The sequence below is a fragment of the Limnohabitans sp. TEGF003 genome, assembly GCF_055395455.1.
This window is the reverse complement of the sequence record NZ_AP029225.1, coordinates 1050352-1074190: the sequence shown is the minus strand read 5'-3', so window position 1 is coordinate 1074190 and position 23839 is coordinate 1050352. Positions and strand designations below refer to the sequence as shown.

Here is a 23839-nt window from a genome sequence, read left to right as displayed (position 1 = left end):
GCATGTTCGACAGCCAGACCACCCTGCTGCTGGCCACCGCGCTGTTCCTGGTGTTGCCCATGATGAAGTGGCTGATTCTGCCCAGGCAGGGCAGCTGGGCCGCAGACATGTGGTGCCTGGGTGGCCTGATGGCCGGCGTGGGCATTGTGCTGCTGGGCCTGCGCCCCAAGGTGCCGACAGTGGTGAGTTTTCATCTGGCCAACACGCTCATCATCGGCTGTTTTGTGTGCAGTGCCCAATCGCTGCGCATGAGTCTGGGGCAAGCCTGGAGCGCCGCAGGTTGGACGGTTCGCATGCTGCTGGCCTTGTTGTTTTACAGCGCCTTGTTCGAGTGGGCATCCGATGCCTGGCGCGGCGTGTTGTTCCGGTTCACGCTGGGCGTTCTGGGCGTGTACACGGCTTTTTGGGCCTGGCGCCTGTCACGGCACATCCACAGCGCCAATGCCGCATTGATCGCCGGCGCACACCTGGTGGTCGGTTTGTCGCTGATGGCCCACAGCGTGTGGACCGCCGGTCACATCGTGGACCCCAGCCCTTTCAGCAACACCTGGGACGCCAGCGTGATTTCGCTGGTGGTCCTGCTCATGACCGTGGTGACCCATGTGTGTTACGTGGGCATGGTCCTGGACACGGCGGCCAGCGACAAGCTGCAGGCTCAGCAAGCCCAGCAGGCAGCCCTGCAAACCCAACTGCTGAATACACAACTGACGCACCTGGACCGGCACGGGCGCATGGCGATCGTGTCGGGCTCGCTCGCCCATGAGTTGAACCAGCCTCTGACGGCGGCCACGATGAACGCGCAAATGGCCGAGCGCCAATGGGCCATCGCCCCGGCAGCCAGCCCCATGCTGTTGAGCTTGCTCGATCAAATCGAAATCGGCGTCGAGCGCACCGTGCGGATCCTGCAGCGCATCCGTGGCGAAAACGAGCTGGTGGTGCAGCACCACGAACGGGTCGACCTGCAAGCCGTGCTGGACCGCGCGCTGGAGCAGATGGCGCCTGACTGTCTGCGCCTGTCGGTCCAGCTGATGCACAAGCGGTCGCCACGCCCCTTGTGGTGTGTGGGCGATGGGTTGGGCTTTTCGCAGGTGGTGATCAACTTGCTGCGCAATGCGCTGCAGGCGATGGCAGAGTGCCCCAACCGACGCCTGTGGCTGCGCTGCGAGGCGCAAAATGACCGGGTCTTGCTGGTGATCCGTGATGCAGGGCCAGGCATGCCAGATGAGCTGATCGAGCGCTGGGGTCAGCCTTTCCAAAGTTCACGCCATGAAGGCATGGGCCTGGGGTTGGCCATCTCGCGCGAGATCGTGACCCGCCACCAGGGGCAATTGCAACTGCACAACCACCCGCAAGGCGGGCTGGAAGTCGTGTTGTCCATGCCTGCGGCCACGGGAGATGCGGCATGAACAACCCACTCGACATCATCACGGTGTTCAGGGTCAGTGCTTTGCTGTTCCTGCTGTTGTCGGTGATGACCTGGATGATGCTGGGACGGCCGCGGCGAGGCGCGAGCTTGTGGTGGTGCTGGGGTGGGACACTGGTGGGCGTGAGTGTGTGGCTGATCAGTCTGCGCGGCCAGATGCCCGATGTCTGGAGTTACAGCGTGGCTCAGGCCCTGTTTCTGGGCTCATTTCTGGTGCTGTCCCAGTCTTTGCGGATGGACTTGAAGCGCACCTGGGGCTGGCCATGGCTGTTGGCCGTGGTGCTGGCTTATGGGGCGGTCATTGAACTGGGCTTCGCCGACAAAGGCGCGCAGGAGCTGGCGGTGCTGGTGCGCCTGGTCAACTGCGTGGGCCTGTCGATCCTCACGGCATCGGCATGGCTACTGGCGCGCCAGGAGCGCAGCCGCAACGCCTGGTTCATGACCCTGGGCTATGGCCTGATGACCGCCAGCATGGTGCTCGCTGCCGTGGCGACGGTGCGGGGCCAGGCCAATTTGCAGACCTTGCAAAACAGTCTGGTCAGTCACCTCCTGGGCGGTGTTGCGTTCTTCACGCTGCTGTTGTCCTACTTGGGGTATTGGGGCCTGGCGCTGGAACGCTCGCTGCGCCACAACATGGCGCTGCGCCAGGCACAGTGGCAGTCCCAGCAATGGCATGAACGCAGCCAGGCCCTGACCCTGCTGGACCGGCAGCACACACTGGGCGCGCTGGCCAATTCGCTGGGGCATGCCATCTTGCAGCCACTCACGGCCACATTGCTGCAGGTTCAAATCGCGCGCCGCATGCTGCAGACGACATCGCCAGATGTGCAGCAGGTGAAAACATCGTTGGCACAAGTGGTGCAAGGCTTGCGCCGCAGCGCAGACATGGTGGAGCACATTCGCAACTTCCTGCGCCCCAAGCCAGGTGCAGCGCCAGCGGCAACGGAGCCACTGCAAGCGGTCGTGCAAGATGCCCACGACCTGTTGCGTCAGGAGTTGATGTACCAGGGCGTCACCTTGCATGTCTCAGTGCCATCGACCCCCTTGTGTGTGCACGCCGAGCGGCTGCCGCTGACCCAGGCCCTGGTTCAGGTGTTGCGCAACGCCATGCAGGCGGTACAGGGTCAGCCTCGCCGCAGTGTGAGCCTGGTGCTGGCTGCGTCCGGCTCCCAGGCCTGGATAGAAGTCAGCGACTCGGGCCCCGGTTTTTCGCCGGACTGGTTGGCGCCCATCCAGGCCAACAAGCTGCCCACCACTGACGCACTGGCGGGCATGGGCTTGACCATGACGCGGGGCATCCTGGCCCAGTTTCAGGGAAGCCTGACCCTCGACAACAACCAGCACGGCGGCGCCAGGGTGCGCATGACACTGCCGTCTCAAGGGATACGGGGCTGAGCCAAAATCAATTTGACCGCTGCCTCCCGAAGCCTTTCAGACTGCAGATCAACCTTCAGAAGGCCTCTTTCTCCGCTTCCAGATACGCCAGGCTGGTGTACTTGCCGATGTTGCCGTCAAAGCCCTGCATGGTTTTGGCGCGGGCGGAGACACGAGGGTCCTTGAGCACCATGGCTTTGGCCTCGAACTCGCTCTTGCCGTCCTTGACCGCCTGCAGGCAGTTGTCCCAGATGCCGGCCATGAAGTCGCCATAGGACTTGAGCAGATCCTTGCGGGCCTCGCCATGGCCAGGCACCCAGAGCTGCTCGCCCGCGGCCTTCTGCAGGGCCTCGTAGTACTTGAAAGTGCCGGGATAGGAGCCATCGTCGATGTTGGCGATGCGATTGGTCATCGCGATGTCGCCCACCATGGTCACCCGGTCTTCCACCACCTCCATGCAGAGGTCTGAAGGGGTGTGGGCCTTGCCATAGTGATGCATGCGCAGCGTGGTGTCGCCAAACGTCAAGGTCTGACCGTGGTGAACCGCGGTGTTGGGCGCCACCACTTTCGTGCCTGCCGTGGACTGGTTGGTCCAGCGCTCCATCAGGCTGCGCCAGAGGTTGCCTTCAGCCCCCTTGATCTGCTCGATGGTGTGCGGCAAGGCGTAGATGGGCAGCTTGTCACCATAGGTCTTGACGAAAGCATGGTTGCCCAGCCAGTGGTCGCCGTGGTAGTGGCTGTTGAAGACCGCCACCACCGGCTTGTCGGTGACCTTGCGAATCATGCGGATGGCCATTTCACCGATCTGCAGCGAACTGCCCGAATCCAGGATCACGACACCGGCAGAGGTCACCACGAAGACCACGTTGGACATCATGCCGCGGTTCTCGGGGGTCGGGAACCCGTCGGGTGAATAGATCATCCAGACCCGACGGGACAGCTGCTGCGCCGGGATGTCCTTCATGGGCGGGCCCTCGACAAAGTCCTGCACCTGCTGGGCCAGCAGGCGGGCTTCGGGCCAGACGGCCGCCACACCGGTGGCAGCAACGGCAGTCAACAGATGACGACGCTTCATGTTGTCGGACTCCCCTGCAACTGGCTTCAGGCCATATAACCCGGATTGGGCACCACACCACTGACCTTGGGCGCGTTGAGCTTGCGGGCCCCCACCTTCCCGCCCTGGGCGTTGAGCCACTGCTCGACGACTTCCCAGACCGGCTTGAGCTTCTGGTGGCGGGCCTCTTCGGCCACCGGCGCCCAACCGGCCACCTTGTACTTCTTGCCGGCCTCGATCAGCTGGCCCTTGAGGCGCATGTCGCTGATGCGGCTGCCCATCTTGGCGGTCGGATCCACCGCGTAGCTCATGCCGCCCACACGCACCATGTCGCCGCCCTGCTGGTAATAGGGGTCGGGGTTGAAGAGGTTGTCACACACGTCTTCCATCACCGTCTTGATCATCTCGCCGCTCATCTCGGTCACGGTGGCGTACGAGTAGGTGGTGGCGGTCATGTCCAGCAGCCACTCGCGGGTGATGGCCTGGCCTGGCAGCAGCGTGGTGCCCCAGCGAAAGCCCGGTGAAAACGCCAGATCGGCGCCCTGCACATCCATCAGCGCGTCGACCAGCAGCTGGTCGCCCGTGCCGTTGAAGTTGCCGCGGCGGTACAGCAGGCCTTCGCTCACGGCCAGCACTTCATTGAGCTGCTTTTCGTAAGGGGCGCGGATCTTGGTGATGAGCGCGTCCATCTCCCGGTCGGCCGGCAACATGTTGGAGAACACCGGCAGCAGCTTGTAGCGGAAGTCGCTGACCTTCTTGTCCTTGACGTCGAAATCGAGCACACCGAGGAACTTGCCGTTGGAGCCGGCGTTGGTGACGATGGTTTTGCCGCCCTTGTTGGACACCAGGGTGGCCACCGGCATGCCGTCGTGCGTGTGGCCGCCCATGATGGCGTCGATGCCGCTGACACGGCTGGCCATCTTCAGGTCCACGTCCATGCCGTTGTGGCTGAGGACGACGACCACCTGCGCGCCTTTGCCGCGGGCCTCGTCGACCATCTTCTGCATGTTCTCGTCCTGGATGCCGAACTCCCAGTCGGCCACCATGTAGCGCGGGTTGGCGATCGGCGTGTAAGGGAAGGCCTGGCCGATGATGGCGCAGGGCACGCCGTTGATCTCGCGGATCACATAGGGCTTGAACACCGGGTCGCCAAAGTCGGCTGTCTTGACGTTCTGCGCCACAAAGTCGACCTTGCCGGCGAAGTCCTTCTCGACGATCTCTTTCACGCGTTCCATGCCCAGCGTGAACTCCCAGTGGCCGGTCATCACGTCCACGCCCAGCAGCTTGCAGGCGTCGACCATGTCCTGGCCGTTGGTCCAGAGGCAGGTGCCCGAGCCCTGCCAGGTGTCGCCACCGTCCAGCAGCAGCGCACCAGGGCGGCTGGCCTTCATGCGCTTGACCAGCGTGGCCAGGTGCGCAAAGCCGCCGACCTTGCCGTAGCGTTTGGCCGCCTTTTCAAAATCGAGGTAGGTCAGCGCATGCGCTTCAGCCGTGCCGGGGCGCACCTTGGCGACCTTGAGCAGGTGCTCGCCCACCAGGTGCGGCAGCTGGCCTTTCATGGAGCCGATGCCGAGGTTGATGTTGGGCTCGCGGAAGTAGATGGGTTTGAGCTGCGCGTGGCAGTCGGTCATGTGCAGGAAGGACACCTGGCCGAACTTCGGGATGTCGTAGAGGCCATTGGCGGCGGTGGCGGCGCTGGCCTCGGCGTACTGGCCCAGGCTCATGCCGGCCATGGTGCCGGCACCCATCACTTGCAGGAATTCGCGTTTGGAGAGATTCATGAATTGGCAACCACTGATATTTGGAAGGCAAAAAAACCCGGCCGTGCCGGGTTCATGGGCCGATCACTTGTTGACCGGCGAGTTGGGGTCGAGCAGCAGGGCCACGATGTGGCGCACCTGGGCTTCATTGAGGATGCCGGCATGACCCGCACGCGGCATGTTGGAGCAGGCGTTGTAGGCCTTGGAATTCCAGATCTTGCCCCAGGTGTATTCCACGATGGGTTTGGCCGCTGCGCTGTTCGGATCGGTCACGCCGCGGATCTTGCCGTAGTGGTAAAGGCTAGGACCGATGGTGCCGAAGGAAATTTCTTCCTTGCTGATCTGATGACAGTTGTAGCAGTTGCCACCGTTGACGGTCTTCGCATCGTCGGTCCAGGTCAGGCCGCGGCCACTCTGGGCGATCTTCTCGCCCTCTTTCCAGTCACCGAGAAACTTGCCGTCTGAAGGCCACTTGATGGACTTCATGTTGGCTTCCTCGATGCGCTTGGCCGTTTTCTCGTCGAGCGGCTTGCCGGCCACATCGGCCTCACTGCAGACACGGTTGGTCTCGTCGGTCGCCAGCACGCGGTCGACCTTGGCAATGCCCTGGTCACGGAAGGACGCCTTGACGATCTGGTCGGTCAGGGTATTGAGTTCGGCCACCGAGGGGCCGGTGGCGCAACCGGCCACCACCAGCGCAGACGCCAGAGCCGCCAGGATGAGTTGGGTGTTCTTGTTCATGCAATGTCTCCGTTCAGCGCTTGATGGACGGGGCCACCGACTTGGCGCCCTTGGCATTCACACCGAGGTAGGTGGACAGGGCAATCGTGGCGTCGCTGCCAAAGCCCGGGTAGGGAAAGCGCTGCTGACGGTAGCAGTCGTTCAGGCGCAGCTGCATGCTCCACATCTGGCCATTGGAAACGCGGTAGGCCGGCCAGGCGGCAAAGCCCACACCGTCGCCCGGGTTCCTGGTCAGGATGGGCAGGTCCTGCAGGCGGATGCGCTTGCCTTCTTCACCGTGACAGGATGCGCAGGAAAAATCATGCGGGCCGCCACGCTGGAAGAACAGGCGCTTGCCGACTTCGTAGAAGGTCTTTTCCTGCGCCGTGCTGTAGGGCAGGTTGAATTTCATGCCTTTGGACTCGGCCGCGATCCAGGTCGCCAGCGCGGTCACATTGGCCATCTCGCCACGTCCGAACGGGGTCTTGGCAATGTCGGCAGCGTTGAAGCCCTGCAGGGTTTCCATGCAGGTCACGAGGCGCGACTCGAGGTCCTGCACGCGGTTGGTGTCGGCAAAATAGCGCGGCAGTTCGACAAAAGCACCCTTGAACACGCCGGGGCCTTTGCCCAGGTCGCACTTTTCGAGCGAGGCATTTTTGGGGCCACGCTTTTGCTTCCAGAGGTCTTCGCCCTTGGCTTCAAACAGGTCTGCCGGGTTGCCGTCCTGCAGCATGGCACGGTATTCGTCAATGCCTTCGCTCGCCGATTTCTGCGCCCACGCCGAACCGGCTGCGAGCGCCACGCCGATGGTCAGGGCCATCCTGGAATGCTTGTTCATTGTCACCTCGTGGTTATGAATGGAAAAAGGGTGAAGTCCCCCGAATGTGGTCTTCACCCTCTGGCCGGCCAGTCCGGTCAGGACACCGTGGCTTCGTCGGTACGCGTGGCGCCCTTGTTGTCCTTCCAGGTCACGGCGATCTTGTCGCCAGCCTTGGCGCCTTTGACGACAAATTGCAGGAACGGGTTCTTGGACACAGCCGGACCCCATTCGGCAGCAAGGACCTGCTTGCCGTTGTGGGTGGCGGTCACTTCCTGGATGAACCAGGCGGGCACGGTGTTGCCAGCCGCGTCTTTACGCTGACCGGATTCCATTTCGTGGCTCATGAGCACGCGCACAGTGGCTTTGTCGCCAGAGGCCTGAGCGCGGATACGCATCGGATCTGCCATGTTTTTCTCCTCAATCTTTCAGTAAATCGGTGAATGAAGTCTTGCGTTCAAAGGCTTAGCCGCCGCAACCGCCAAGCGTGACCTTGACTTCCTTTTTGGCCCACAGGGCCTTGCCATCGTTCATGATGGCCACGGCGTACACATCGGACGACTGGCCCATCTTGGCGCGGGTGGAGAAGCTGGCATCTACAGCATCGCTCACATGGAACATGGCCACCAGGGCGGCGGGGTTCTTCTCGACCAAGATCAGCATGTGCTTGACGCCTGACATGGCGGTAGAGGCGCCCAGCGGCACCACGGCGCCGTTTTCGGCGATGTCCGGACCGGTGATGGTCACGTCCTTGCTTTCGGCCAGGCTGGTGCCACCGGCAGCCTTGACGGTGTCCTGCACGCTTTTGGCGTCAAAGGCAGCCTTGTTGAAGACCGCGTGGGCGAACTGGGGGAAACCAGCCGTAGCCAGCAGGCCGGCCACCACAGCGCTTTGCTTGAGTGTCTCGCGACGGTTTTGCATCTGAAATCTCCTTTAGTGATCGATGATGCTATTGAAACAGGTTCAGCAGTGCCACGGGAATACCCCGAATCACTTGCTGGCCCCCTTGGAAATCCATTCGGCGATCCGACGGGCTTCAGCCTCGGGCAACGACTGCGCAGGCATCGGAATCGGTCCCCAGACACCCACACCGCCCTTCTTGATTTTCTCGGCCAGGTAGTCCACCTTGCCGCTGTGTTTCTTGGCGATCTCGTTGAAGCCAGGACCGACGATTTTTTTGTCGACACCATGGCAAGCCGTGCAGCTGTGCTTGTTGAGCAAGGCGATGACCGCCTTGCTGTCACTGCCACCACCGGCCGCTTGTGGGGTGGCCACTGCCACAACAGCCGCTGCGGGCGCTGCCGACACCGGTGCACCGGCCTTGCCTTCGGGCTTGCTGGTGTCGGCGCCACGCTGCGGACCGACGATGCGGTTTTGCTCGGCCAGGTTGCCATGCGCATTGCGGGCGAAGTCCGGCAGCAGCGAAGCCAGCTTGGGCTCGGGCGCGCAGTCCTTCATGCAGAGGGTGTTGGCCGTATCGGGCTTGGCGGTACCGCCAAACTCCTTGCCAGGCCACATCGCGTGCTGGGTCGTCATGCCGTTGCGGTTGGGCATGCGCGCCTGCACCTCGGCAATGTTCTTGTCCGACAGCACGTAGTTGTCAGGCACGATGTTGCCCAGATTCAGCAAAAAGGCCGTGACCGCGTACACCTCTTCGGTGCTCAGCGTCTTGGGGTTGTTCCAGGGCATGGCCCGGTTGATGTAGTCCCACAGCGTGGACACCGTGGCCACCTTCATGAGGGTGGTACGGCCTGGAAAGTCAGTGCGCGAGAGGTTGGCCACACGGCCGGTCTTAACGTCCTCGGCGGTGGTGCCGCCGACCAGCGGGCTGAACACCTCGTTGGACTCGCCAAAGATGCCGTGGCAATGGGCGCACTTGCCTTCCCACACATCCTGGCCCTTGGCCACCGAGCCAGAACCGGGCGGCAGACCCTTGAAGTCAGGGCGTACATCGATGTCCCAGGCCTTGACTTCCTTGTCGGTCGCCACACGGCCGATGCCGGGGTACTTGCTGGACTGGGCCATGGCCACACCCACCGTGGCCAGCAGCGCCAGACTCAGGATCGCCTTACGAAAGCTGGACATTTTTCACCTCACCGTTTTCCTGCACCAGCCAGGACTGGATGGCGTTATTGTGATAAATCGAGCGCGTGCCGCGCACCTTGCGCAGCTGCTGGTAGGTCGGCTGCACAAAGCCGGTGTCGTCCTGCGCACGGCTCTGGATGATGGCGGGCTTGCCGTCCCAGACCCAGTCGATGTTGAAGCGAGTGAGTGCTTTGGACAGCACCGGGGTTTCGAGCCGGGCGGTGCGCCAGTTGCGGCCACCGTCGACCGAAACATCCACGCGCTTGATCTTGCCCTTGCCAGACCAAGCCAGGCCGGTGATGTTGTAGAAACCCTTGTCGAGCAGCACCTGGCCACCCGAAGGCGTGGTCACCACACTCTTGCATTCCTGGATGTTGGTGTACTGGCGGTGGGTGCCATCGGGCATGAGGTCAATGTAATGCACCGCCTCGTCCTTGGCCGCATAGGGCATGTCACCCACTTCGATGCGGCGCAGGTACTTGACCCAGCTCACGCCCTGCACGCCTGGCACCACAAGACGCAGCGGGTAGCCGTTTTCGGGGCGCAGCATTTCGCCGTTCTGACCAAAAGCGACCAGCACCTCGCCCGAGGTGATCAGGCTCATCGGGATGGTGCGGGTCATAGACGAACCGTCTGCGCCTTCGGCCAGGACGAACTTGCCCTTCTGGAGGTCGGCACCGGCCATCTCGAGCAGCGTGATCAGCGGTACGCCGGTGAACTCGCTGCACGAGAGCATGCCGTGGGTGTATTGCACCGTGGGCACGGCCACATTGCCCCAGTCGACTGCGGTATTGGCACCGCACTCGATGAAGTGAAAACGCGAGACCGAGGGCAGGCGCATGATCTCGTCCATGGTGAAGACCTTGGGGGTCTTGACCATGCCGTTGATCATCAGGCGGTGCTTGGACGGGTCGATGTCCCACCAGCCCTGGTGATGGCGCTCGAAATGCAGTCCGCTGGGCGTGACGATGCCAAACAGCGACTGCAGCGGCGCAAACGACACCGAAGCCTGGGTGGTTTGCGTCAGGCCAGGGCTCTGACGACGCTGCAGATTGGCCTCGTACTTGGAGGGCTTGCCGTAGCCTTCGACGGCCACGCCCTGGCCCAGGCCAGTGCTGTGCTCGGGCAATTTAAGGATATTGGGATCGCCACCCTCCGTCGGCACCGGATTGCCTTGTGCCAGAGCCATCGGGGCCGCTGCACCAGCAGCTGCAGCAGCAAACGCACTGCGTATGAAATCGCGTCGACCTTTCTTGCCTTCGGTAAACACGGTGCGGATGCCGCTCTGGTCCAGAAAGTTTTCCGGTGCCTTCTGCACCCTTCCAGATATTTTGTGTTGTTCCACCTCGAACTCCTTGTAGGGATCTTTTTTTCAGTTCACCGGCAGCTCGATGGCCACCTGGGTACAAACCGCACGACACACCGCAACGACCGAATCATTGGCGATGCTGTAGAAAACCTGCACACCTTGGCGCCGTTTAACCACCAGACCCGCCCGGTACATCAAGCTCAGCTGCTGAGACATGTTGGGCTGGGAAACATTCATTTCCTCAAGCAATTGACCGACGTTTTTCTCACCCTGGCACAACGTACTGATGATGCGCAGGCGCTGCGGTGTCGACAGTACGCCAAACCACTCGGCGGCCCTCTAGAACACGGCTTGCATTTCGTCCAGCGTGTGTTCCATTCAATTAAATTCTTATATTTGAATTCACTGATATTTAGCTTAAGCGTCGTAGCTGAATCGGAAATTACACGGAAGCCGGTGCCCCATCAGTACAAACCCGATGTTGCACCGCCCAAGTTGTCTCAATAACGCACACTTAGCATCAACTGGGCATTCGTTTGGCTGTGCGTGATGGGTGCGCCGCCGAGCATGCCCGCGTGAACAGTGACCTTGGGCGCGTGCGAGATCGCAGCATCCAGGGAAGTGCTCTTGCTGAAACGGTAGCCAAAGCCCGCCGTGTAATGGTTTTTGACGATGGCCGGGAACAGTGGATGGACGTACGCGTCGGGCACGGGGTTGCTCGACAGGCTGAGACCGGCACGCAACGTCCAGGCATCATCGAGCTTGTATGCCCCCCCCAGCGAGACCACGGTCTGGTCTTTCCAGTTCTGCGGCATGGTGAACCCCATGGTGCCCATCCCCTGGGCCGACTCGAAGGTCATGCGGAAGTTCTTCATGACACTCGACCAGTCGATGCGCTTGACATCGGCCACGAGCTGCAGCTTGGGCGTCGCAACCCAAGAAGCCCCGGTGCAAATCATCAAATAAATTTGCCTCGGCAAATATAGGAGATACCCTATATAAGAGATTAATTATTTAAATTTATAGTGATCACGATTCAGAACAGCAGCGACTGAATTGACCTCTTCGGGGAAAAAACCCAGATTCAGTTCCGTGTTGCATTGTTCGACCATGCCGCGCAGGAAACCCGGGGTGTTGATACGCCCTTGTGGCCTATAAATAGCATTTCCGTCGCCGCCAACTTTTTGGGCGTGGCATGACACGCACTTGTTTTCGGCTATCAGTTTGGCCCCCAGGGCAAGATCGGCACCTTTGAAGATTTCGGGCTGTGCCTGAGCGACGAAAGCACAGCTCAGACCCAGAATCAACAGGACTTGGCGCATAGTTGGATCTCCTTGTTGTAACGACGATGAAAAAAAGCCGCTCACTGGTCAGCCAGGGAGCGGCAAAAGAAAGACTCGGGTACCAGACGAGCTTTCAGAAAATCAACAGTGCATGGATATCACTTGGCACCCGCCAGGACCCACTTAGCCAGGGTCAGTGCATCGGCATCACTGAGCGCTGCCTGAGCCGGCATGGGCACCGGGCCCCACTTGCCGGAACCACCAGCCTTGATGCTCTTGGCCAGCACAGCCGCATCGGTGCCGGCATATTTCTTGGCCACATCCTGGTAGGACGGACCCACCAGTTTCTTGTCGACCGCATGACAGGCCATGCAGGCATTTTTCTGGGCCAGAGCCAAGTTGGCAAAGGCGGGGGTCGAAACAGCTGCCGTCAGGACTATGGCGATCGACAGGACTTTCATGATTGCTCCTTGAGATAAAGAAATCGGTTGAATATAACCATACGCTAATTTAATCGAAGACAACGCATTCGGGATGCTACAAACTGATCAAAAAGTTAAGGGATTTCACGGAGACGATCAGGTTTATTGAACCGCTGGTGCCACCATAGGCCATCCGCGGCCAGCCCATTCGCTCATCCCGCCCTGCACGTAATACACATGCCTGTAACCTTTTTCGACCAGGCCCGACAGCACCGCTTGCGAGCGATTCTGGGTGTTGCAAATCAGATATACCGGTTTGTCGGTGGACTGCGTAATTTCACCCAGCCGCTGACCGAGCTGGCTCATGGGCAAGAGTCGTGCGCCAGCCGCCACTCCAGTGGCATGCTCTTTGGGTTCACGGATGTCGATCAGCACAATGCGCCCGGCTTCGTGGTCAGCACGGGCCTGCTCCAGGCTAACCTTGGGCAGATCATGCCCATCCGAACAGGCCATCAAACCGGACAGCAAGGCCGGGGTCAAGAAGCGCCAGAGCGTCATGCCATTTCCTTTTCAAACGACTTGGATCAAAGATCCTGAAAAATAAGCATTTACGAATATATAGCACTTTCGGAAAGCCCTGCATGAGCGGATTTCAAGACCCCCTGAACATCTGGAACCAGCGCTTTGCGCAGGAAAGCTACCTCTTTGGTGAAACCCCCAACCATGACCTGCAGCAGCAGGCAGCGCACCTGCACCCGGGCAGCGCCCTGGCCGTGGCCGACGGCGAAGGCCGCAACGGCGTCTGGCTGGCCGAACAGGGCCTGGCGGTCGATGCCTTTGACTTTTCGTCCGTGGCGCTGAACAAGGCATGCGCCCTGTCGCAGGCGCGTGGCGTGCAGGTTCACTGGGTCTGCAGCGACTGGCAGGGCTTTGACTGGCAGCCCGGGGGCTGGGACAACGTGGTGGCCATCTTCATCCAGTTCGCCACGCCGACTGAGCGCGACGTGCTGTTTGCCAGCATGTACGAGAGCCTCAAGCCCGGTGGCACGCTGGTGATCCAGGGCTATGGCCATGAGCAGCTGCGCTACAACACCGGTGGTCCCGGCAAGCGCGAGCACCTGTACGACGAAGCCCTGCTGCTGCAGGCCTTTGCCGGCTATGAGGTGCTGGACCTGCGCACTTACGAGGCAGAGCTGGCCAAAGGCAGCGGCCACCACGGCCGCTCGGCCCTGGTGGGACTGACGGCGCGCAAGCCGCTGTGAACGGGTTTCAACCTTGGCGTCGGGCCATCAAGGGCCAGAGCCCGACGGCCATGGCCACGCCGGCACCGACAGCCATGGCCAGCCAATTGGCCCAGTCGACCCAGTAGCCGAAATTGCCGAATGAGGACAGCGTGAGCGAAGGCAGCGCCACGCCCACCGCCACCGCCACCACGACGGCGATCGTCAGCAAACGAGTCAAGGGCACCGCCCACAGCCCCTGGCGATTGGCCACCAGCACTGCGAGCCAGATCCCCAGCAAGATCAGCAGCGCCGGCCGCAGGCCCAGCGCGATTTCGTAAACGATGTTCAGGGCGAGCCAGATTTCATACATGGTGTGCGTCTCCTGCGATCAGACCCGGCCCTTGAGCACGGCCATGTAGGCCGGCTTGAGCATGGCGTATTTCATGAGCCAGGCAAAGTAGCTGTCCTGCAGCGGCTCGATCATGGGCAGCGAAGGCACCAGCTTGCCCTCGTAGTCGAACTCGATGAGCATGGCGGCGCCCCCGCCACCCAGTGCCGAGGACTGGGCCTTTGCCGCACGCTACACACGTAAGAACAGCAAGGGGTACCGCCACAGTCGGGGTCAGCAGGTACGAAGCATGATGGGCACCGTCGTCGAAGGACCCAACCAGGGCCTGGTGCGCTTTCGGGTAGAAATCGCACCCGATGGCCGACTGCAGCGGTTGCAGACACTATGGTCCACCTCGGAAGTGGCCGAGCGGCTGGCAAAGCAGGCCATTGAAAGCCTGCCGCCATTGCCGCCCCCCCACAGGCCAGCCACTGGTCTTTGAGAAAACCATTGACTTCTCGCCCTTTGCGTCCAACGCGCCGCCGCTCTACAGGGATGACTGCCAGCCAGAGCCTGTGACCTTTCGCAACCCTTTTGCCTGGGATGGTCGTTCGGCTCCTGCAAGGCTCGCCTCCACACCTTCGGCACCGCCTGACCCGCGCGACATGGAGGAATGCCTGCGCCAACTGCCGCGGGACTCGGTCGAAGCCGAAAGTGCCCATGACCAGCGGCTGCTGGAGCAATGGGGATCGCAGCGACTCGGCCGCTGAAAGGTGCGCTGCCCGCGCTGCACCGGGACCCCTGGTCCACATTCAGACAACACTGATGTCAGAACGGCATCAGGCCATGTTCGTCGGCGATTTCATAGCGACGACCCTGACGGTCCAGGGGCTTGAGGGCACCCTCGCGCACCAGACCGCTGATCTCGCGGCTCACGGTTTCGAGCTTGAGGTCGAGCATGGCCCCCATGTCTTCGCGTGCAAAGAACCGGGTCTGTCGTGGTTGCTCGGGATCGCGCATCTTGAGTGCCAGGCTCGCCACCCGCTGGCGGGCACTGCCAAAGTTCAGTTCGGCGAGCCAGTCATCGGCGTCCTTGAGCGCCTGTTGCCATTTCTGCATCAGGCGCAGATGCAAACGCGGCGAATGGGCTGCCAGATGGTGCAGCACCGACAGCGGGATGCGACAGACGCTGGTTTCGACCAATGCCACAGCCTCGGTGTCGTATCGGGCCGTGGCCATGGCCTCGATACCGCAGACATCGCCCTGGCGCAGCACACGCACAATGCGCTCACGGCCATCCACGGTCGAGCGCACCAGCTTGACCATGCCCTGGCGGATGGTGAACACCCCCCTGGCCTCCTGCCCCTCGCCAAAAAGCAGGGCTTGCGGCGGATACACCACGTCATCAATGGGCGTGTGGATCTGGCCAAAGTCCTGTTCGTTGAGGTCGGCAAAAAGGACCATGTCGCGGATGCCGCAGCTGCGGCAGTCGGACGTGCCCTGCCACGCCGATTCGATCTTAATGGGAATCATGGTTTCAGGTCTTCAGCGTCGCCCGGGAACGGCTGAGGCGGTCTTCCAGATAGGGGCCGTAAAAGTCGGGCTGGTAGGCACCCTCCATGCGTTCGGCCACTTCACGGCCGCGAGGCCCGAAAAACAGCAGCGTGGGTGTGATCGAGACCTTCCAGCGGCGTGCCAGCTCGTCGTGCGTGGTCTGGCGACCGTCAAAGTCGGTGACCAACTGGGCGCTGCGCATGTCCAGCTGCACGATAGGCTGGCCCTGCCGATGCATGGGCACCAGGTGGCTCTGCCGGGCGATCTTGCAAAAGATGCAGCCCTCCAGGCTGACCATGACCACGAGAGGCTGCCCAGCTTTCAGGGCAACCGCCAACTCATCAGACAGTGAGCGGGCAGCAGGCAATGCAGCAGCAGTCTGGGCACGAGCCGATACGACACAGACTGCGCCTAAAGAAAAAGCCAGAAAACGGCGACGGGCTAAGTGGTTCATGGATCACCGATGTCATCAAAGAGAATGGTTTTCAAGCGCAATCCGTCGTTTATATAAGAAAACAGTGATTCGATGGCAGCCGGACCACAACGAAGTCAAGCGATGTCAAAACATGACAGATACCCCATGGCTTGACACATGTCATGCTTTGGCATTTGGACTGCACTTACGATATATATCAGTCAAATCGAATTTAAACAAGGGACTGCCATGATCATGTCGCAATGGGTGGAAACATACGGCACGAACAGCGTGCTTGCTGCAGGCGGCGCAATCCTGGGTCTTGGCTTCGGCTTTCTGGCACAGCGTTCGCGCTTTTGCCTGCGCGCGGCTGTCATCGAATTCTGGCATCGGCGCTTTGATGAAAAACTCAGCGTCTGGCTGCTGGCTTTCTCTGCAGCAGTGGTCGGCGTGCAATCGCTCGTCTTGTATGGCCTGCTCGACACCAGCAGTGCACGGCAGATCGCAGCACGCGGCAGCCTGTCGGGTGGGCTGCTGGGTGGTTTGCTGTTTGGCGCAGGCATGGTGCTCACACGCGGTTGCGCCAGCCGCCTGCTGGTACTTTCGGCCAACGGCAATTTGCGCGCCTTGCTCTCGGGGCTGATCTTTGCCGTCACGGCGCAGTCGGCCCTGTCGGGTGCGCTCTCACCATTGCGCTCCGAAATCAGCAGCTGGTGGATGGTCGACGGCGGCCCCTCGCGTGATCTGCTGGCACGAGTGGGCATGGGCCACGAAGCCGGTCTGCTGTTCGGTCTGGTGTGGTTTGCCGCCGCGCTCTACTTCATCTGGCGCAGCCCGGTGCGCAGCTTCTGGATGTGGGTCGGCGGCATCGGCACCGGCCTGACGGTGGCCGCGGCCTGGGGCTTTAGCCAATGGGTGGCCCGCGAAAGCTTCGACCCGGTACAGATCCAGGGCCTGACCTTCAGCGGCCCCTCGGCCGAGTGGCTGATGCGCGTGCTGCAATGGCCGGCGCCGCCGATCGGCTTTGAATTCGGGCTGATGCCGGGCGTGTTTCTGGGCGCGTTTGTGGGCGCGATACTCGGTGGCGACTGGAAGCTCGAAGGCTTCAAGGACGGCTACAGCATGCGCCGCTACATCGTGGGCGCCGTCTTCATGGGCTTTGGCTCGATGCTGGCCGGCGGTTGTGCGGTGGGTGCCGGGGTGACCGGCGGGGCCATCTTTGCGCTGACCGCCTGGCTCACGCTGGTGGGCATGTGGGTGGGGGCGGGTCTCACCGACCGGTGGATCGACGGCCCGGTGCCGGCACCCATCGCGCAGCAAACCAGCCCGGCGCTGGCGCCTTGAGCCCGGACCAAAGCGCTACCATGCCGTTTTAACCCTGACGGAGAAGACCATGAAAACCGCCCTCGACCTCGTCGCCGCCGCCAAGGCCGGCATCCATGAAGTGAACGTTGCGCAAGCGCAGGATGCCGTGCAGCAGGCCGATCTGCCGATCGATGTACGCGAAGCCGACGAGTACGCCCAGGGCCACCTGCCCGGCGCGGTACACATGTCGCGCGGCATGCTCGAATTCAAGCTGACCGGCAACCCGGCCTACCAGCCGCGAGACCTGCGCGTCGTGCTGTACTGCAAGACCAGCGGCCGCGCCGCACTGAGCGCGCAGTCACTGCAAGCCATGGGCTATCTGAACGTGCAGTCGATCGCTGGCGGTTACGACGCCTGGGTGGCGGCGGGCATGCCGGTGGCCAAGCCACAAGCGCCGAGCTTCGGCTGATCGGCCCGCCTCACTTGCCGCTGAGGTATTCGGCCACCGCCGCCATCTCCAGCGGCGTCATCTTGCTGGCAATGGCGTGCATCACCGCGTTGTCGTTGGTGCGCTCGCGCTGGTTGAACTGCTTGAGCTGGGTTTCGGTGTAGGCGGCAAACTGGCCGGCCAGACGTGGCAGGCTGGACGTGCCCTTGGCTTCGGCACCGTGGCAGCTGGCGCAAGCCGCCAGGCCGCTGTACTTGTTGCCCTGGTGGTAGATGTACTGACCCACCGCGGACAGCGCCTTGTCCTTGGGCGGCTCGGATGGATGGCTTTGCTTTTCGAAGAACCGGCCCAGCGCCACCATTTCGTCGGGAGTGAGCTTCGCAACCATGTCCGCCATGGCTGTGCTCTTGCGCTTGCCGCTCTTGAAGTTCTCCAGCTGCTTGGCGGTGTATTCCCAGTGCTGACCGGCCAGGCGCGGGAAGACCTCGCTGGAGGACTCGCCCTCCATGCCGTGGCACACAAAGCACACACCACCCACGATCTTCTTGGCACGCGCCTCATCGGCCTGCGCCCAGGCAGCGGCCGACAGGCCTGCCATGCCGAGGAGGGCCACGGTCCGTGCGATTCGATGCAATTTTTTCATGCTCATGTCCTGATGGATCTGCCGAAAAAAACGCCGCAGGTCTTGCGACTGCGGCGTTGTGTCCTGCGGCAAATCAAGCCAGTGTGTCGGCCCAGATGTTGCGGGCCCAGGCCAGCGCGTAGCGGCCCTCGAGCTCGTTGGCAGCAGAAGATACGCCGCCCGAGCCAGGGACAGTCAGCATGGTCTTCTTCTCGGCGTCGTAGCGGTGCACGCTGGCCACATGGACCACATCTTCGCTGGAGACAAAGCTGTAGCAGGTGTTGTTGTAGATAGGCAGCGGGTTGACTTGCTGACCCGTCAGCAGCGCCACCACGGCAGCCGCGCAGGTCTTGCCATGCTGGTTGGCCATGTGGCCAGACTTGGGCATGGCGGGGGCGATCTGGATCGAATCGCCGAGCACATGCACATTGGGCGCGGCCTTGGACTCGAAGGTCAGGAAGTCCACTTCACACCAACGCTTGTTGGCCGTGGCCAGACCGGCATTGACAGCAATGTCGCCAGCGCGCATGTTAGGAATGACATTGAGCACGTCGGCCTTGACGTCATCGTTGAATTCGAACTTGAGTGTCTTGCCTGTCACATCGACATCCAGGACTTTGTGCTTGCCGCGGTACTCGATGATGCCCTTGTAGCGCTCGGCCCAGGCCTTCTTGAACAGCGGACCCTTGGAAGTCACGTCCTCGTTGGCGTCGAGGATCAGGACCTTGCTCTTGGGTTTGTGCTTGCTGAAATATTCAGCCACCTGGCAGGCGCGCTCGTAAGGGCCGGGCGGGCAGCGGTAGGGCGCCAGCGGGATCGACATGGCGAACACGCCGCCGTCGCGCATGGCTTCGAGTTGCTTGCGCAGCGTCAGGGTCTGATCGCCGGCCTTCCAGGCGTGCATGACCTGCTCTTTCGCACCGGCCTTGTTCATGCCAGGCAGGGTCTCCCACATGAAGTCCACGCCAGGCGAAACGATCAGGCGGTCGTAGGCAAGTTCGGTGCCGCCGGCGAGCTTGACGAGGCGCTTGGCCGCGTCGATGCTGACCACACGGTCCTTGACCGTCTGCACGCCGTGGCGCTTGCCCAGGTTGTCATAGGGCGTGGTGATGTCGGCCAGTGTCTTGCTGCCGCCGATCACCAGGTTGGAGATCGGGCAGGAGACGAAGGCCGGGTTGGGCTCGACCAAGGTGACCTGGATTTTCTGGTCCGACCACATGCGGATGTACTTGGCCGCCGTGGCGCCGGCGTAGCCGCCACCAATGACCACCACTTTGGGGCCGCTGCCGCCACCGACGGTGGCACAACCAGACATGAGGCCGGCCGCACCCAGGGCGGTACCGGTTTGCAGGAAATGTCGACGTTGCATCATGAGGGTCGCTCCTTACTTCTTCTGGGCGGCAAAGTAGCCGGCAATGGCGACGATCTGCTCGTCGCTGTAGCCCTTGGCCAGCTGGTGCATGATGGTGGCGGGCTTGCGGCCGGCCTTGAAGTCCAGCATCTTCTTGACCATGTCGTCCTTGTTGGCACCGGCCAGCGATTCCATGCCCGGCTGGGCGCGGCCATCGGTGCCGTGGCAGTTGGCACAGGATGCAGCCCAGCTGCGCACCTGAAGGGCGTCCTGGGCTTGCGCCAGATTGGCACTTGCAAGCAAGGCCAGCAGTGTCAATGCATTTCGAATCTTCATGGGTACTCCTGAGTGAAGTCCTGCATCAAGGACGCAGGTAGACAAAACCTTCCTTGGCCTGCAGCTTGGCCACTTCAGCCACGCCCGAAGGCACCACCTTGGCTTCCATGACCAGCTTGTCGGCTGCTATCTTGCGCGAAACCAGGGTGTTGTTGCATACACGGAACTCAACGCCTTTGTTGGCCAAGTCACTGACACCGCCTGCAAAAGGTTGTTCCATCTGGTTGGTGGCACCATCGATCAGAAAGTCGATGCCCAGACCATGGGTGACCACAACAATCTTGGCCGTCGGATCGGCAGACAAGTGGTTGCGGATGTTGTTGATGGCCCGCGAGGCCTGTGGAATGCCTTCACTGAGGTGATAGACCACCTTGATCTGGGCAAAAGCCAGGGTGCAAGCCAAAGAGCTCAAAATCAATACCAGCCAGCGCTTCATTCGTTTCTCCTGATGTATGAATATTAGCTGTTAATAAAACATACCTGCGCCCGTAGAAACCCCAGCCGAAACTGACGGTCAGCTTTCAATTTCCGTCTGCTTGCAAACGGCTCGACAAATGTTCACGATGTTGTTGTTCACGATGCGGTAGTAAATTTGCACACCCTCTCGACGCTTGTCCAGCACACCCGCAGCGTAAAGCATGTTCAGATGCTGTGACATATTGGGTTGGGTGGTGTTGATGGCGTTGAGCAACTCACCCACGTTCTTTTCACCACTGCACAAACAACTGATGATCCGTAAACGCATGGGAGCGGACATCACGCGAAATACCTCTGCAGCCTTTTCAATTTGTGCATCTGATACAGCTATAGACGGAATTTCTGCAGATTTTTTGGTCGCTTTGACCATATGCACGCTCCTGGCATGGATCACGAAAGAATTTCAATTGTCACCCAATTCCGCATGCCATCCACCATGCAGGCTCAGCTGCGGGCTCAAAGCCAGCGGGGTGGCACGAAAAAATTGGGGCTCTCTCAAAATGTCTGATACAGGCAATGGGTCATCCCAACTGCCAGTCATCAACGCGCAAGGCACCCCGGTTGTCGCGCCAGCTGACTGAGAGCTTGTCACCAGCCCCTGCTTTTTTGAGGCTGAATTGCAAATAAGGGTTGCGTGCTACCCCAGGGCCCCATTGGGCCGTAAGGACCGGTTTGCCGTTCAGCTGAACAGTCACCAGCTCAATGTGCCAGGCAGGCACCAGCTTGCCGGCCGCATTCTTGCGTTGGCCGGACTCCATCTCGTGGGCCATTCGCATGCGAACGAGTGCTGACTCGCCTTGGATTTGCGCACGGATGCGCGTGGGCTCCGTGACGCGTTTGGCGTCCACGTTGTCCGGGGTGTCGGACACCGCACCACAACTGCCCAGGATCACCTTCACATCCTTTTTGGCGAACAGCGCCCGGCCATCGGCCAGCACCGCCAAGGCATACACCGCCGAGGTCTGGGCCATCTTGGTGTGCAAAGTCAGGGCGGTGTCGAGCAATTCACCGGGCGCGAACACCGCCACCAGTGGCGTGGGATTTTTTTCGACGAACAGGGCAATACGCTCGACACCGGTCAGCGATGTCGCGATATCGACCGGCACTGCCGCCCCGTTCTCGGCGTAATCCAGCGTATTCAGGCGCACCTCGGCACTGGCCGTGACCGATTTGGCCCCCAAGGCCTTGGCCAACTGGGCCAGGCTTTTGGTATCAAACACCGACGAGGCCGCGGCCAGGGAGGGCCAAGGCCAGAGTGAAGCGCAAACCCCAGTTGCTGCAACGCCTTGCAGCAACTGACGGCGGGTGTTGGGGAGCGCATGAAAAACGCAAACAGACTTGATTGTCATATCAATACAACGCCTCGGTGATCTGCGACCATGGTTTTTTGCTCGACCTGGACCCGGATCGGGTGCTCAAATGTGGAAGCTTCGCATTCTGGCGGGGTTTGCGGCCATTTCAAACCAATCATTTGTTGTTTGCTTATGCACAAATGAAGATATGACGCCGATGAGGAGCCTGCCCCTCCCACAAGGGCCATGCGCTTGCCGGGACTGTAGTCAGCTCACAGGGCGTTCAGGGGTATCTTCAAATAGGCCACGCCATTGGTCTCGGCCGGGGGCATCTCGCCCGCACGGATGTTGACCTGCACCGCAGGCAGGATCAAAACCGGCATGGCCAAGGTGGCATCCCGGGCGGTGCGCATGCGCACAAAGTCGGCTTCACTGGTGCCGTCTTTCAGGTGGATGTTGCCCGCACGCTGCGCCGCCACCGTGGTTTCGTACTGCACGGCCCGCCCCTCGGGCGGGTAATCGTGGCACATGAACAGGCGGGTTTGCGGCGGCAGACTCAGGATTTTTTGCACCGATGCGTACAAGGCCCGCGCATCGCCCCCCGGGAAATCACAACGCGCCGACCCCACATCGGGCATGAACAAGGTGTCGCCGACGAACACGGCATCGCCCACCTGGTAAGCCATGCAAGCCGGTGTGTGCCCGGGTACCGACAGGGCCTGTATCTGCAACTTGCCCAGGGGCAGGCTCTCTCCGTCGGCCAGCAAACGGTCAAACTGGCGGCCGTCCACCGCAAAGTCGGGCTCCAGGTTGAAGACGTCCTTGAAGACTTTTTGCACGGCCGTGATCTGGGCGCCAATGGCGGTTTGGCCACCCAACTGGGCTTTCAGGTAAGGCGCTGCGCTCAGGTGGTCTGCGTGGGCGTGGGTTTCCAGAATCCAGGCCACCTGCAAACCCTGGCTGCGCACGTAGTCGATCACCTTGTCGGCCGAAGCCGTGCTCGTGCGCCCTGACTTGGGGTCGTAGTCCAGCACCGAGTCGATGACGGCGCACGCCCTGCCCTGCGGGGCATGGACCACATACGTCACCGTCCAGGTGCCGGGGTCAAAAAAACCATGCACCTCGGGTCGGGCGGTCAAAGCGTCTGAAGGGTTCATGGCAATCGTCCTTGGGGTGACAGAGGCAAGGGTCCATCCGAATACATCGGTGATGGCTGATGGAATTATCGGCCCAGTTCATGTCCGGCTTGGCCGCAAGGCTTCTTGTCTAAGATGCGCCCATGCACGCACACCACCCGCTCAGACACCGCTTGTTCCTGATTCTTGAACTCCAAAGCCACAAAGACAAAAAAGTCGCCCAGCTGTTCTCATGGGTGCTGACCCTGATGGTGCTGGGGAATGTCGCGGCCGTGATCCTGGCCTCGGTGCCCGCCATCGATGCCCAATACCCGCTGGCACTGGCGCGCTTTGAAGCACTGTCCATCGTCTTTTTCAGCGCGGAGTACCTGCTGCGCATCTGGACCGCCGCAGAAAAACCCCGACACGCCAGACAAACCGACTCCCGTCGTCGCCTGGCTTACATGTTGAGTTTTCATGGCCTGATCGACCTGCTCGCCGTTTTGCCCTTCTTCTTGCAAACCTTGCTGCCCGGCATGGATTTGCGGTTTTTGCGGGTGATCCGGGTCATGCGCATCCTGAAGTTGTCGCACTATTCCACCGCGCTCGAAGACCTGATGGCCTCGATTTATGCCGAAAGGGACGCCTTCATTTCTGCGCTGTACCTGCTGGCCTTGTCCATCCTGATCACCTCTTGCCTGATGTACTACGCCGAGCACGCCCTGCAGCCTGACAAGCTGGGCACCATCCCCGACGCCATGTGGTGGTCCATCGTCACCGTCACCACCGTGGGTTACGGGGACGTCACGCCGCTGTCGGCCTGGGGCAAAGTCATTGGCGCGTTCACCGCTTTGTCAGGGGTTTTCACCGTGGCTTTGCTGACCGGCATCGTGGCTTCGGCCTTTGCCACCCGGGTCAGGACCCAGGAGCTGGAATTCGCCACCGAAATCGAAGAAATCCTCAAAGACGGGCAAGTCAGCGCCAAAGAACGGCGCACCATCGAACACCTGCGCCAGGCTTTCAACATCACCGAAGACCACGCCCATGCCATCGTTCGGCAGATCCTCGAAGAGCAGTCCCTGCTGAAACCAAAGGACTGAAACCCTCGGGCTCAACCCAGCGCCGC

31 protein-coding genes and 2 pseudogenes are annotated in these 23839 nt (G+C 61.3%); 8 read left to right on the top strand and 25 right to left on the bottom strand.

Features of this window, described 5'->3' with window-relative positions; translation table 11 throughout:
• Positions 1-2 precede the first annotated feature (2 nt).
• Positions 3-1406 carry a sensor histidine kinase gene (locus ACZ5RT_RS05275; RefSeq protein ID WP_464453751.1) on the top strand — a complete coding sequence of 468 codons (1404 nt, stop codon included), beginning with the start codon at positions 3-5 and terminating at the stop codon, positions 1404-1406.
• Here ACZ5RT_RS05275 and ACZ5RT_RS05270 read toward each other — a convergent pair.
• Positions 1334-1579 (bottom strand): annotated as a pseudogene (locus tag ACZ5RT_RS05270) (hypothetical protein); the annotation flags it as partial. The gene ACZ5RT_RS05275 and the pseudogene ACZ5RT_RS05270 overlap by 73 nt on opposite strands.
• Here ACZ5RT_RS05270 and ACZ5RT_RS05265 point away from each other — a divergent pair.
• Positions 1472-2818: a sensor histidine kinase gene (locus ACZ5RT_RS05265; protein ID WP_464454196.1), complete on the top strand. Its 1347-nt coding sequence runs from the start codon at positions 1472-1474 to the stop codon at positions 2816-2818. The pseudogene ACZ5RT_RS05270 and the gene ACZ5RT_RS05265 sit on opposite strands and share 108 nt — an antisense overlap.
• 55 nt (positions 2819-2873) lie before the next feature.
• On the opposite strand, the gene ACZ5RT_RS05260 is transcribed toward ACZ5RT_RS05265, so the two are convergent.
• From ACZ5RT_RS05260 to soxC, 8 genes are all read right to left on the bottom strand, one after another.
• Positions 2874-3872, bottom strand: coding sequence for an MBL fold metallo-hydrolase (locus ACZ5RT_RS05260; protein WP_464453750.1), 999 nt, complete (start codon positions 3870-3872; stop codon positions 2874-2876).
• A 26-nt stretch (positions 3873-3898) separates the two neighbouring features.
• Positions 3899-5632, bottom strand: coding sequence for a thiosulfohydrolase SoxB (gene soxB, locus ACZ5RT_RS05255; protein WP_464453749.1), 1734 nt, complete (start codon positions 5630-5632; stop codon positions 3899-3901).
• A 63-nt stretch (positions 5633-5695) separates the two neighbouring features.
• Complete coding sequence (gene soxX, locus ACZ5RT_RS05250) at positions 5696-6352, bottom strand: sulfur oxidation c-type cytochrome SoxX (protein WP_464453748.1); 657 nt, start codon at positions 6350-6352, stop codon at positions 5696-5698.
• Between the two features lie 13 nt (positions 6353-6365).
• Positions 6366-7151: a sulfur oxidation c-type cytochrome SoxA gene (soxA, locus tag ACZ5RT_RS05245; protein ID WP_464453747.1), complete on the bottom strand. Its 786-nt coding sequence runs from the start codon at positions 7149-7151 to the stop codon at positions 6366-6368.
• Between the two features lie 95 nt (positions 7152-7246).
• Complete coding sequence (soxZ, locus tag ACZ5RT_RS05240; protein ID WP_464453746.1) at positions 7247-7558, bottom strand: thiosulfate oxidation carrier complex protein SoxZ; 312 nt, start codon at positions 7556-7558, stop codon at positions 7247-7249.
• A 55-nt stretch (positions 7559-7613) separates the two neighbouring features.
• A complete protein-coding gene (gene soxY, locus ACZ5RT_RS05235) occupies positions 7614-8069 on the bottom strand; it encodes a thiosulfate oxidation carrier protein SoxY (protein WP_464453745.1) in 456 nt (151 codons plus the stop codon).
• Between the two features lie 69 nt (positions 8070-8138).
• A complete protein-coding gene (locus ACZ5RT_RS05230) occupies positions 8139-9233 on the bottom strand; it encodes a c-type cytochrome (RefSeq protein WP_464453744.1) in 1095 nt (364 codons plus the stop codon).
• Complete coding sequence (soxC, locus tag ACZ5RT_RS05225) at positions 9217-10551, bottom strand: sulfite dehydrogenase (RefSeq protein WP_464453743.1); 1335 nt, start codon at positions 10549-10551, stop codon at positions 9217-9219. Before soxC ends, ACZ5RT_RS05230 begins: the two co-directional genes overlap by 17 nt.
• A gap of 15 nt (positions 10552-10566) precedes the next feature.
• On the opposite strand from soxC, the gene ACZ5RT_RS05220 reads away from it, so the two are divergent.
• Positions 10567-11049, top strand: a complete 483-nt coding sequence (locus tag ACZ5RT_RS05220; RefSeq protein WP_464453742.1) for a hypothetical protein — start codon at positions 10567-10569, stop codon at positions 11047-11049.
• On the opposite strand, the gene ACZ5RT_RS05215 is transcribed toward ACZ5RT_RS05220, so the two are convergent.
• The 4 genes from ACZ5RT_RS05215 to ACZ5RT_RS05200 all read right to left on the bottom strand — a co-directional run bounded on the left by ACZ5RT_RS05215 (position 11043) and on the right by ACZ5RT_RS05200 (position 12805).
• On the bottom strand, positions 11043-11501 hold the full coding sequence (locus tag ACZ5RT_RS05215; protein WP_464454195.1) for an OmpP1/FadL family transporter: 459 nt from the start codon (positions 11499-11501) through the stop codon (positions 11043-11045). The genes ACZ5RT_RS05220 and ACZ5RT_RS05215 overlap by 7 nt on opposite strands.
• A gap of 51 nt (positions 11502-11552) precedes the next feature.
• Entirely contained in the window at positions 11553-11864 is a 312-nt protein-coding gene (locus ACZ5RT_RS05210) for a hypothetical protein (protein WP_464453741.1), read from the bottom strand.
• A 119-nt stretch (positions 11865-11983) separates the two neighbouring features.
• On the bottom strand, positions 11984-12286 hold the full coding sequence (locus tag ACZ5RT_RS05205) for a c-type cytochrome (RefSeq protein ID WP_464453740.1): 303 nt from the start codon (positions 12284-12286) through the stop codon (positions 11984-11986).
• A 123-nt stretch (positions 12287-12409) separates the two neighbouring features.
• Positions 12410-12805, bottom strand: coding sequence for a rhodanese-like domain-containing protein (locus tag ACZ5RT_RS05200; RefSeq protein WP_464453739.1), 396 nt, complete (start codon positions 12803-12805; stop codon positions 12410-12412).
• An 83-nt stretch (positions 12806-12888) separates the two neighbouring features.
• Between ACZ5RT_RS05200 and ACZ5RT_RS05195 the strand changes: the two genes are divergently transcribed.
• Positions 12889-13509, top strand: a complete 621-nt coding sequence (locus ACZ5RT_RS05195; protein WP_464453738.1) for a class I SAM-dependent methyltransferase — start codon at positions 12889-12891, stop codon at positions 13507-13509.
• Between the two features lie 7 nt (positions 13510-13516).
• Here ACZ5RT_RS05195 and ACZ5RT_RS05190 read toward each other — a convergent pair whose 3' ends face one another.
• Positions 13517-13840: a hypothetical protein gene (locus ACZ5RT_RS05190; protein WP_464453737.1), complete on the bottom strand. Its 324-nt coding sequence runs from the start codon at positions 13838-13840 to the stop codon at positions 13517-13519.
• A gap of 18 nt (positions 13841-13858) precedes the next feature.
• A complete protein-coding gene (locus ACZ5RT_RS05185; RefSeq protein WP_464453736.1) occupies positions 13859-14002 on the bottom strand; it encodes a hypothetical protein in 144 nt (47 codons plus the stop codon).
• A 106-nt stretch (positions 14003-14108) separates the two neighbouring features.
• Between ACZ5RT_RS05185 and ACZ5RT_RS05180 the strand changes: the two genes are divergently transcribed.
• Positions 14109-14300, top strand: a complete 192-nt coding sequence (locus ACZ5RT_RS05180; RefSeq protein ID WP_464453735.1) for a hypothetical protein — start codon at positions 14109-14111, stop codon at positions 14298-14300.
• Positions 14301-14626: 326 nt separating this feature from the next.
• Here ACZ5RT_RS05180 and ACZ5RT_RS05175 read toward each other — a convergent pair whose 3' ends face one another.
• Entirely contained in the window at positions 14627-15331 is a 705-nt protein-coding gene (locus ACZ5RT_RS05175; protein WP_464453734.1) for a Crp/Fnr family transcriptional regulator, read from the bottom strand.
• Between the two features lie 4 nt (positions 15332-15335).
• The gene (locus ACZ5RT_RS05170) at positions 15336-15806 is read right to left on the bottom strand and encodes a thioredoxin fold domain-containing protein (protein WP_464453733.1); all 471 of its coding nucleotides are present in this window, start codon (positions 15804-15806) and stop codon (positions 15336-15338) included.
• Between the two features lie 210 nt (positions 15807-16016).
• Between ACZ5RT_RS05170 and ACZ5RT_RS05165 the strand changes: the two genes are divergently transcribed.
• Positions 16017-17111: a YeeE/YedE family protein gene (locus ACZ5RT_RS05165; RefSeq protein WP_464453732.1), complete on the top strand. Its 1095-nt coding sequence runs from the start codon at positions 16017-16019 to the stop codon at positions 17109-17111.
• 49 nt (positions 17112-17160) lie between these two features.
• Complete coding sequence (locus ACZ5RT_RS05160) at positions 17161-17541, top strand: rhodanese-like domain-containing protein (protein ID WP_464453731.1); 381 nt, start codon at positions 17161-17163, stop codon at positions 17539-17541.
• Between the two features lie 10 nt (positions 17542-17551).
• On the opposite strand, the gene ACZ5RT_RS05155 is transcribed toward ACZ5RT_RS05160, so the two are convergent.
• The 8 genes and pseudogenes from ACZ5RT_RS05155 to ACZ5RT_RS05120 all read right to left on the bottom strand — a co-directional run bounded on the left by ACZ5RT_RS05155 (position 17552) and on the right by ACZ5RT_RS05120 (position 22755).
• Positions 17552-18163, bottom strand: a complete 612-nt coding sequence (locus ACZ5RT_RS05155; RefSeq protein WP_464453730.1) for a c-type cytochrome — start codon at positions 18161-18163, stop codon at positions 17552-17554.
• Between the two features lie 73 nt (positions 18164-18236).
• Positions 18237-19511 carry an FCSD flavin-binding domain-containing protein gene (locus tag ACZ5RT_RS05150; RefSeq protein ID WP_464454194.1) on the bottom strand — a complete coding sequence of 425 codons (1275 nt, stop codon included), beginning with the start codon at positions 19509-19511 and terminating at the stop codon, positions 18237-18239.
• A 15-nt stretch (positions 19512-19526) separates the two neighbouring features.
• Positions 19527-19829 carry a c-type cytochrome gene (locus tag ACZ5RT_RS05145; RefSeq protein WP_464453729.1) on the bottom strand — a complete coding sequence of 101 codons (303 nt, stop codon included), beginning with the start codon at positions 19827-19829 and terminating at the stop codon, positions 19527-19529.
• Between the two features lie 25 nt (positions 19830-19854).
• The gene (locus ACZ5RT_RS05140; protein ID WP_464453728.1) at positions 19855-20265 is read right to left on the bottom strand and encodes a DsrE family protein; all 411 of its coding nucleotides are present in this window, start codon (positions 20263-20265) and stop codon (positions 19855-19857) included.
• 78 nt (positions 20266-20343) lie between these two features.
• A complete protein-coding gene (locus ACZ5RT_RS05135) occupies positions 20344-20676 on the bottom strand; it encodes an ArsR/SmtB family transcription factor (RefSeq protein WP_464453727.1) in 333 nt (110 codons plus the stop codon).
• Positions 20677-20827: 151 nt separating this feature from the next.
• The gene (gene soxZ / locus ACZ5RT_RS05130) at positions 20828-21526 is read right to left on the bottom strand and encodes a thiosulfate oxidation carrier complex protein SoxZ (RefSeq protein WP_464454193.1); all 699 of its coding nucleotides are present in this window, start codon (positions 21524-21526) and stop codon (positions 20828-20830) included.
• 18 nt (positions 21527-21544) lie between these two features.
• Positions 21545-21655: pseudogene (locus ACZ5RT_RS05125) on the bottom strand (twin-arginine translocation signal domain-containing protein); the annotation flags it as partial.
• A gap of 215 nt (positions 21656-21870) precedes the next feature.
• Entirely contained in the window at positions 21871-22755 is an 885-nt protein-coding gene (locus ACZ5RT_RS05120) for an MBL fold metallo-hydrolase (protein ID WP_464453726.1), read from the bottom strand.
• Positions 22756-22877: 122 nt separating this feature from the next.
• Here ACZ5RT_RS05120 and ACZ5RT_RS05115 point away from each other — a divergent pair, with 122 nt between their 5' ends.
• On the top strand, positions 22878-23813 hold the full coding sequence (locus ACZ5RT_RS05115) for an ion transporter (RefSeq protein WP_464453725.1): 936 nt from the start codon (positions 22878-22880) through the stop codon (positions 23811-23813).
• Positions 23814-23839: the final 26 nt, after the last annotated feature.

Excerpts from the sequence above, each read along its gene's own strand:
- ACZ5RT_RS05185 (WP_464453736.1), bottom strand. The coding sequence starts at position 14,002 with ATGCTCATCGAGTTCGACTACGAGGGCAAGCTGGTGCCTTCGCTGCCC.
- ACZ5RT_RS05155 (WP_464453730.1), bottom strand. The coding sequence starts at position 18,163 with ATGAAAAAATTGCATCGAATCGCACGGACCGTGGCCCTCCTCGGCATG.
- ACZ5RT_RS05140 (WP_464453728.1), bottom strand. The coding sequence starts at position 20,265 with ATGAAGCGCTGGCTGGTATTGATTTTGAGCTCTTTGGCTTGCACCCTG.
- soxB (WP_464453749.1), bottom strand. The coding sequence starts at position 5,632 with ATGAATCTCTCCAAACGCGAATTCCTGCAAGTGATGGGTGCCGGCACC.
- ACZ5RT_RS05180 (WP_464453735.1), top strand. The coding sequence starts at position 14,109 with ATGATGGGCACCGTCGTCGAAGGACCCAACCAGGGCCTGGTGCGCTTT.
- ACZ5RT_RS05265 (WP_464454196.1), top strand. The coding sequence starts at position 1,472 with ATGACCTGGATGATGCTGGGACGGCCGCGGCGAGGCGCGAGCTTGTGG.
- ACZ5RT_RS05205 (WP_464453740.1), bottom strand. The coding sequence starts at position 12,286 with ATGAAAGTCCTGTCGATCGCCATAGTCCTGACGGCAGCTGTTTCGACC.
- ACZ5RT_RS05145 (WP_464453729.1), bottom strand. The coding sequence starts at position 19,829 with ATGAAGATTCGAAATGCATTGACACTGCTGGCCTTGCTTGCAAGTGCC.
- ACZ5RT_RS05260 (WP_464453750.1), bottom strand. The coding sequence starts at position 3,872 with ATGAAGCGTCGTCATCTGTTGACTGCCGTTGCTGCCACCGGTGTGGCG.
- soxX (WP_464453748.1), bottom strand. The coding sequence starts at position 6,352 with ATGAACAAGAACACCCAACTCATCCTGGCGGCTCTGGCGTCTGCGCTG.
- ACZ5RT_RS05170 (WP_464453733.1), bottom strand. The coding sequence starts at position 15,806 with ATGAACCACTTAGCCCGTCGCCGTTTTCTGGCTTTTTCTTTAGGCGCA.
- soxZ (WP_464453746.1), bottom strand. The coding sequence starts at position 7,558 with ATGGCAGATCCGATGCGTATCCGCGCTCAGGCCTCTGGCGACAAAGCC.
- ACZ5RT_RS05275 (WP_464453751.1), top strand. The coding sequence starts at position 3 with ATGTTCGACAGCCAGACCACCCTGCTGCTGGCCACCGCGCTGTTCCTG.
- ACZ5RT_RS05195 (WP_464453738.1), top strand. The coding sequence starts at position 12,889 with ATGAGCGGATTTCAAGACCCCCTGAACATCTGGAACCAGCGCTTTGCG.
- ACZ5RT_RS05190 (WP_464453737.1), bottom strand. The coding sequence starts at position 13,840 with ATGTATGAAATCTGGCTCGCCCTGAACATCGTTTACGAAATCGCGCTG.
- ACZ5RT_RS05160 (WP_464453731.1), top strand. The coding sequence starts at position 17,161 with ATGAAAACCGCCCTCGACCTCGTCGCCGCCGCCAAGGCCGGCATCCAT.
- ACZ5RT_RS05230 (WP_464453744.1), bottom strand. The coding sequence starts at position 9,233 with ATGTCCAGCTTTCGTAAGGCGATCCTGAGTCTGGCGCTGCTGGCCACG.
- soxA (WP_464453747.1), bottom strand. The coding sequence starts at position 7,151 with ATGGCCCTGACCATCGGCGTGGCGCTCGCAGCCGGTTCGGCGTGGGCG.
- ACZ5RT_RS05175 (WP_464453734.1), bottom strand. The coding sequence starts at position 15,331 with ATGATTCCCATTAAGATCGAATCGGCGTGGCAGGGCACGTCCGACTGC.
- ACZ5RT_RS05120 (WP_464453726.1), bottom strand. The coding sequence starts at position 22,755 with ATGAACCCTTCAGACGCTTTGACCGCCCGACCCGAGGTGCATGGTTTT.
- ACZ5RT_RS05200 (WP_464453739.1), bottom strand. The coding sequence starts at position 12,805 with ATGACGCTCTGGCGCTTCTTGACCCCGGCCTTGCTGTCCGGTTTGATG.
- ACZ5RT_RS05210 (WP_464453741.1), bottom strand. The coding sequence starts at position 11,864 with ATGCGCCAAGTCCTGTTGATTCTGGGTCTGAGCTGTGCTTTCGTCGCT.
- ACZ5RT_RS05215 (WP_464454195.1), bottom strand. The coding sequence starts at position 11,501 with ATGATTTGCACCGGGGCTTCTTGGGTTGCGACGCCCAAGCTGCAGCTC.
- ACZ5RT_RS05165 (WP_464453732.1), top strand. The coding sequence starts at position 16,017 with ATGATCATGTCGCAATGGGTGGAAACATACGGCACGAACAGCGTGCTT.
- soxY (WP_464453745.1), bottom strand. The coding sequence starts at position 8,069 with ATGCAAAACCGTCGCGAGACACTCAAGCAAAGCGCTGTGGTGGCCGGC.
- ACZ5RT_RS05150 (WP_464454194.1), bottom strand. The coding sequence starts at position 19,511 with ATGCAACGTCGACATTTCCTGCAAACCGGTACCGCCCTGGGTGCGGCC.
- ACZ5RT_RS05135 (WP_464453727.1), bottom strand. The coding sequence starts at position 20,676 with ATGGTCAAAGCGACCAAAAAATCTGCAGAAATTCCGTCTATAGCTGTA.
- ACZ5RT_RS05115 (WP_464453725.1), top strand. The coding sequence starts at position 22,878 with ATGCACGCACACCACCCGCTCAGACACCGCTTGTTCCTGATTCTTGAA.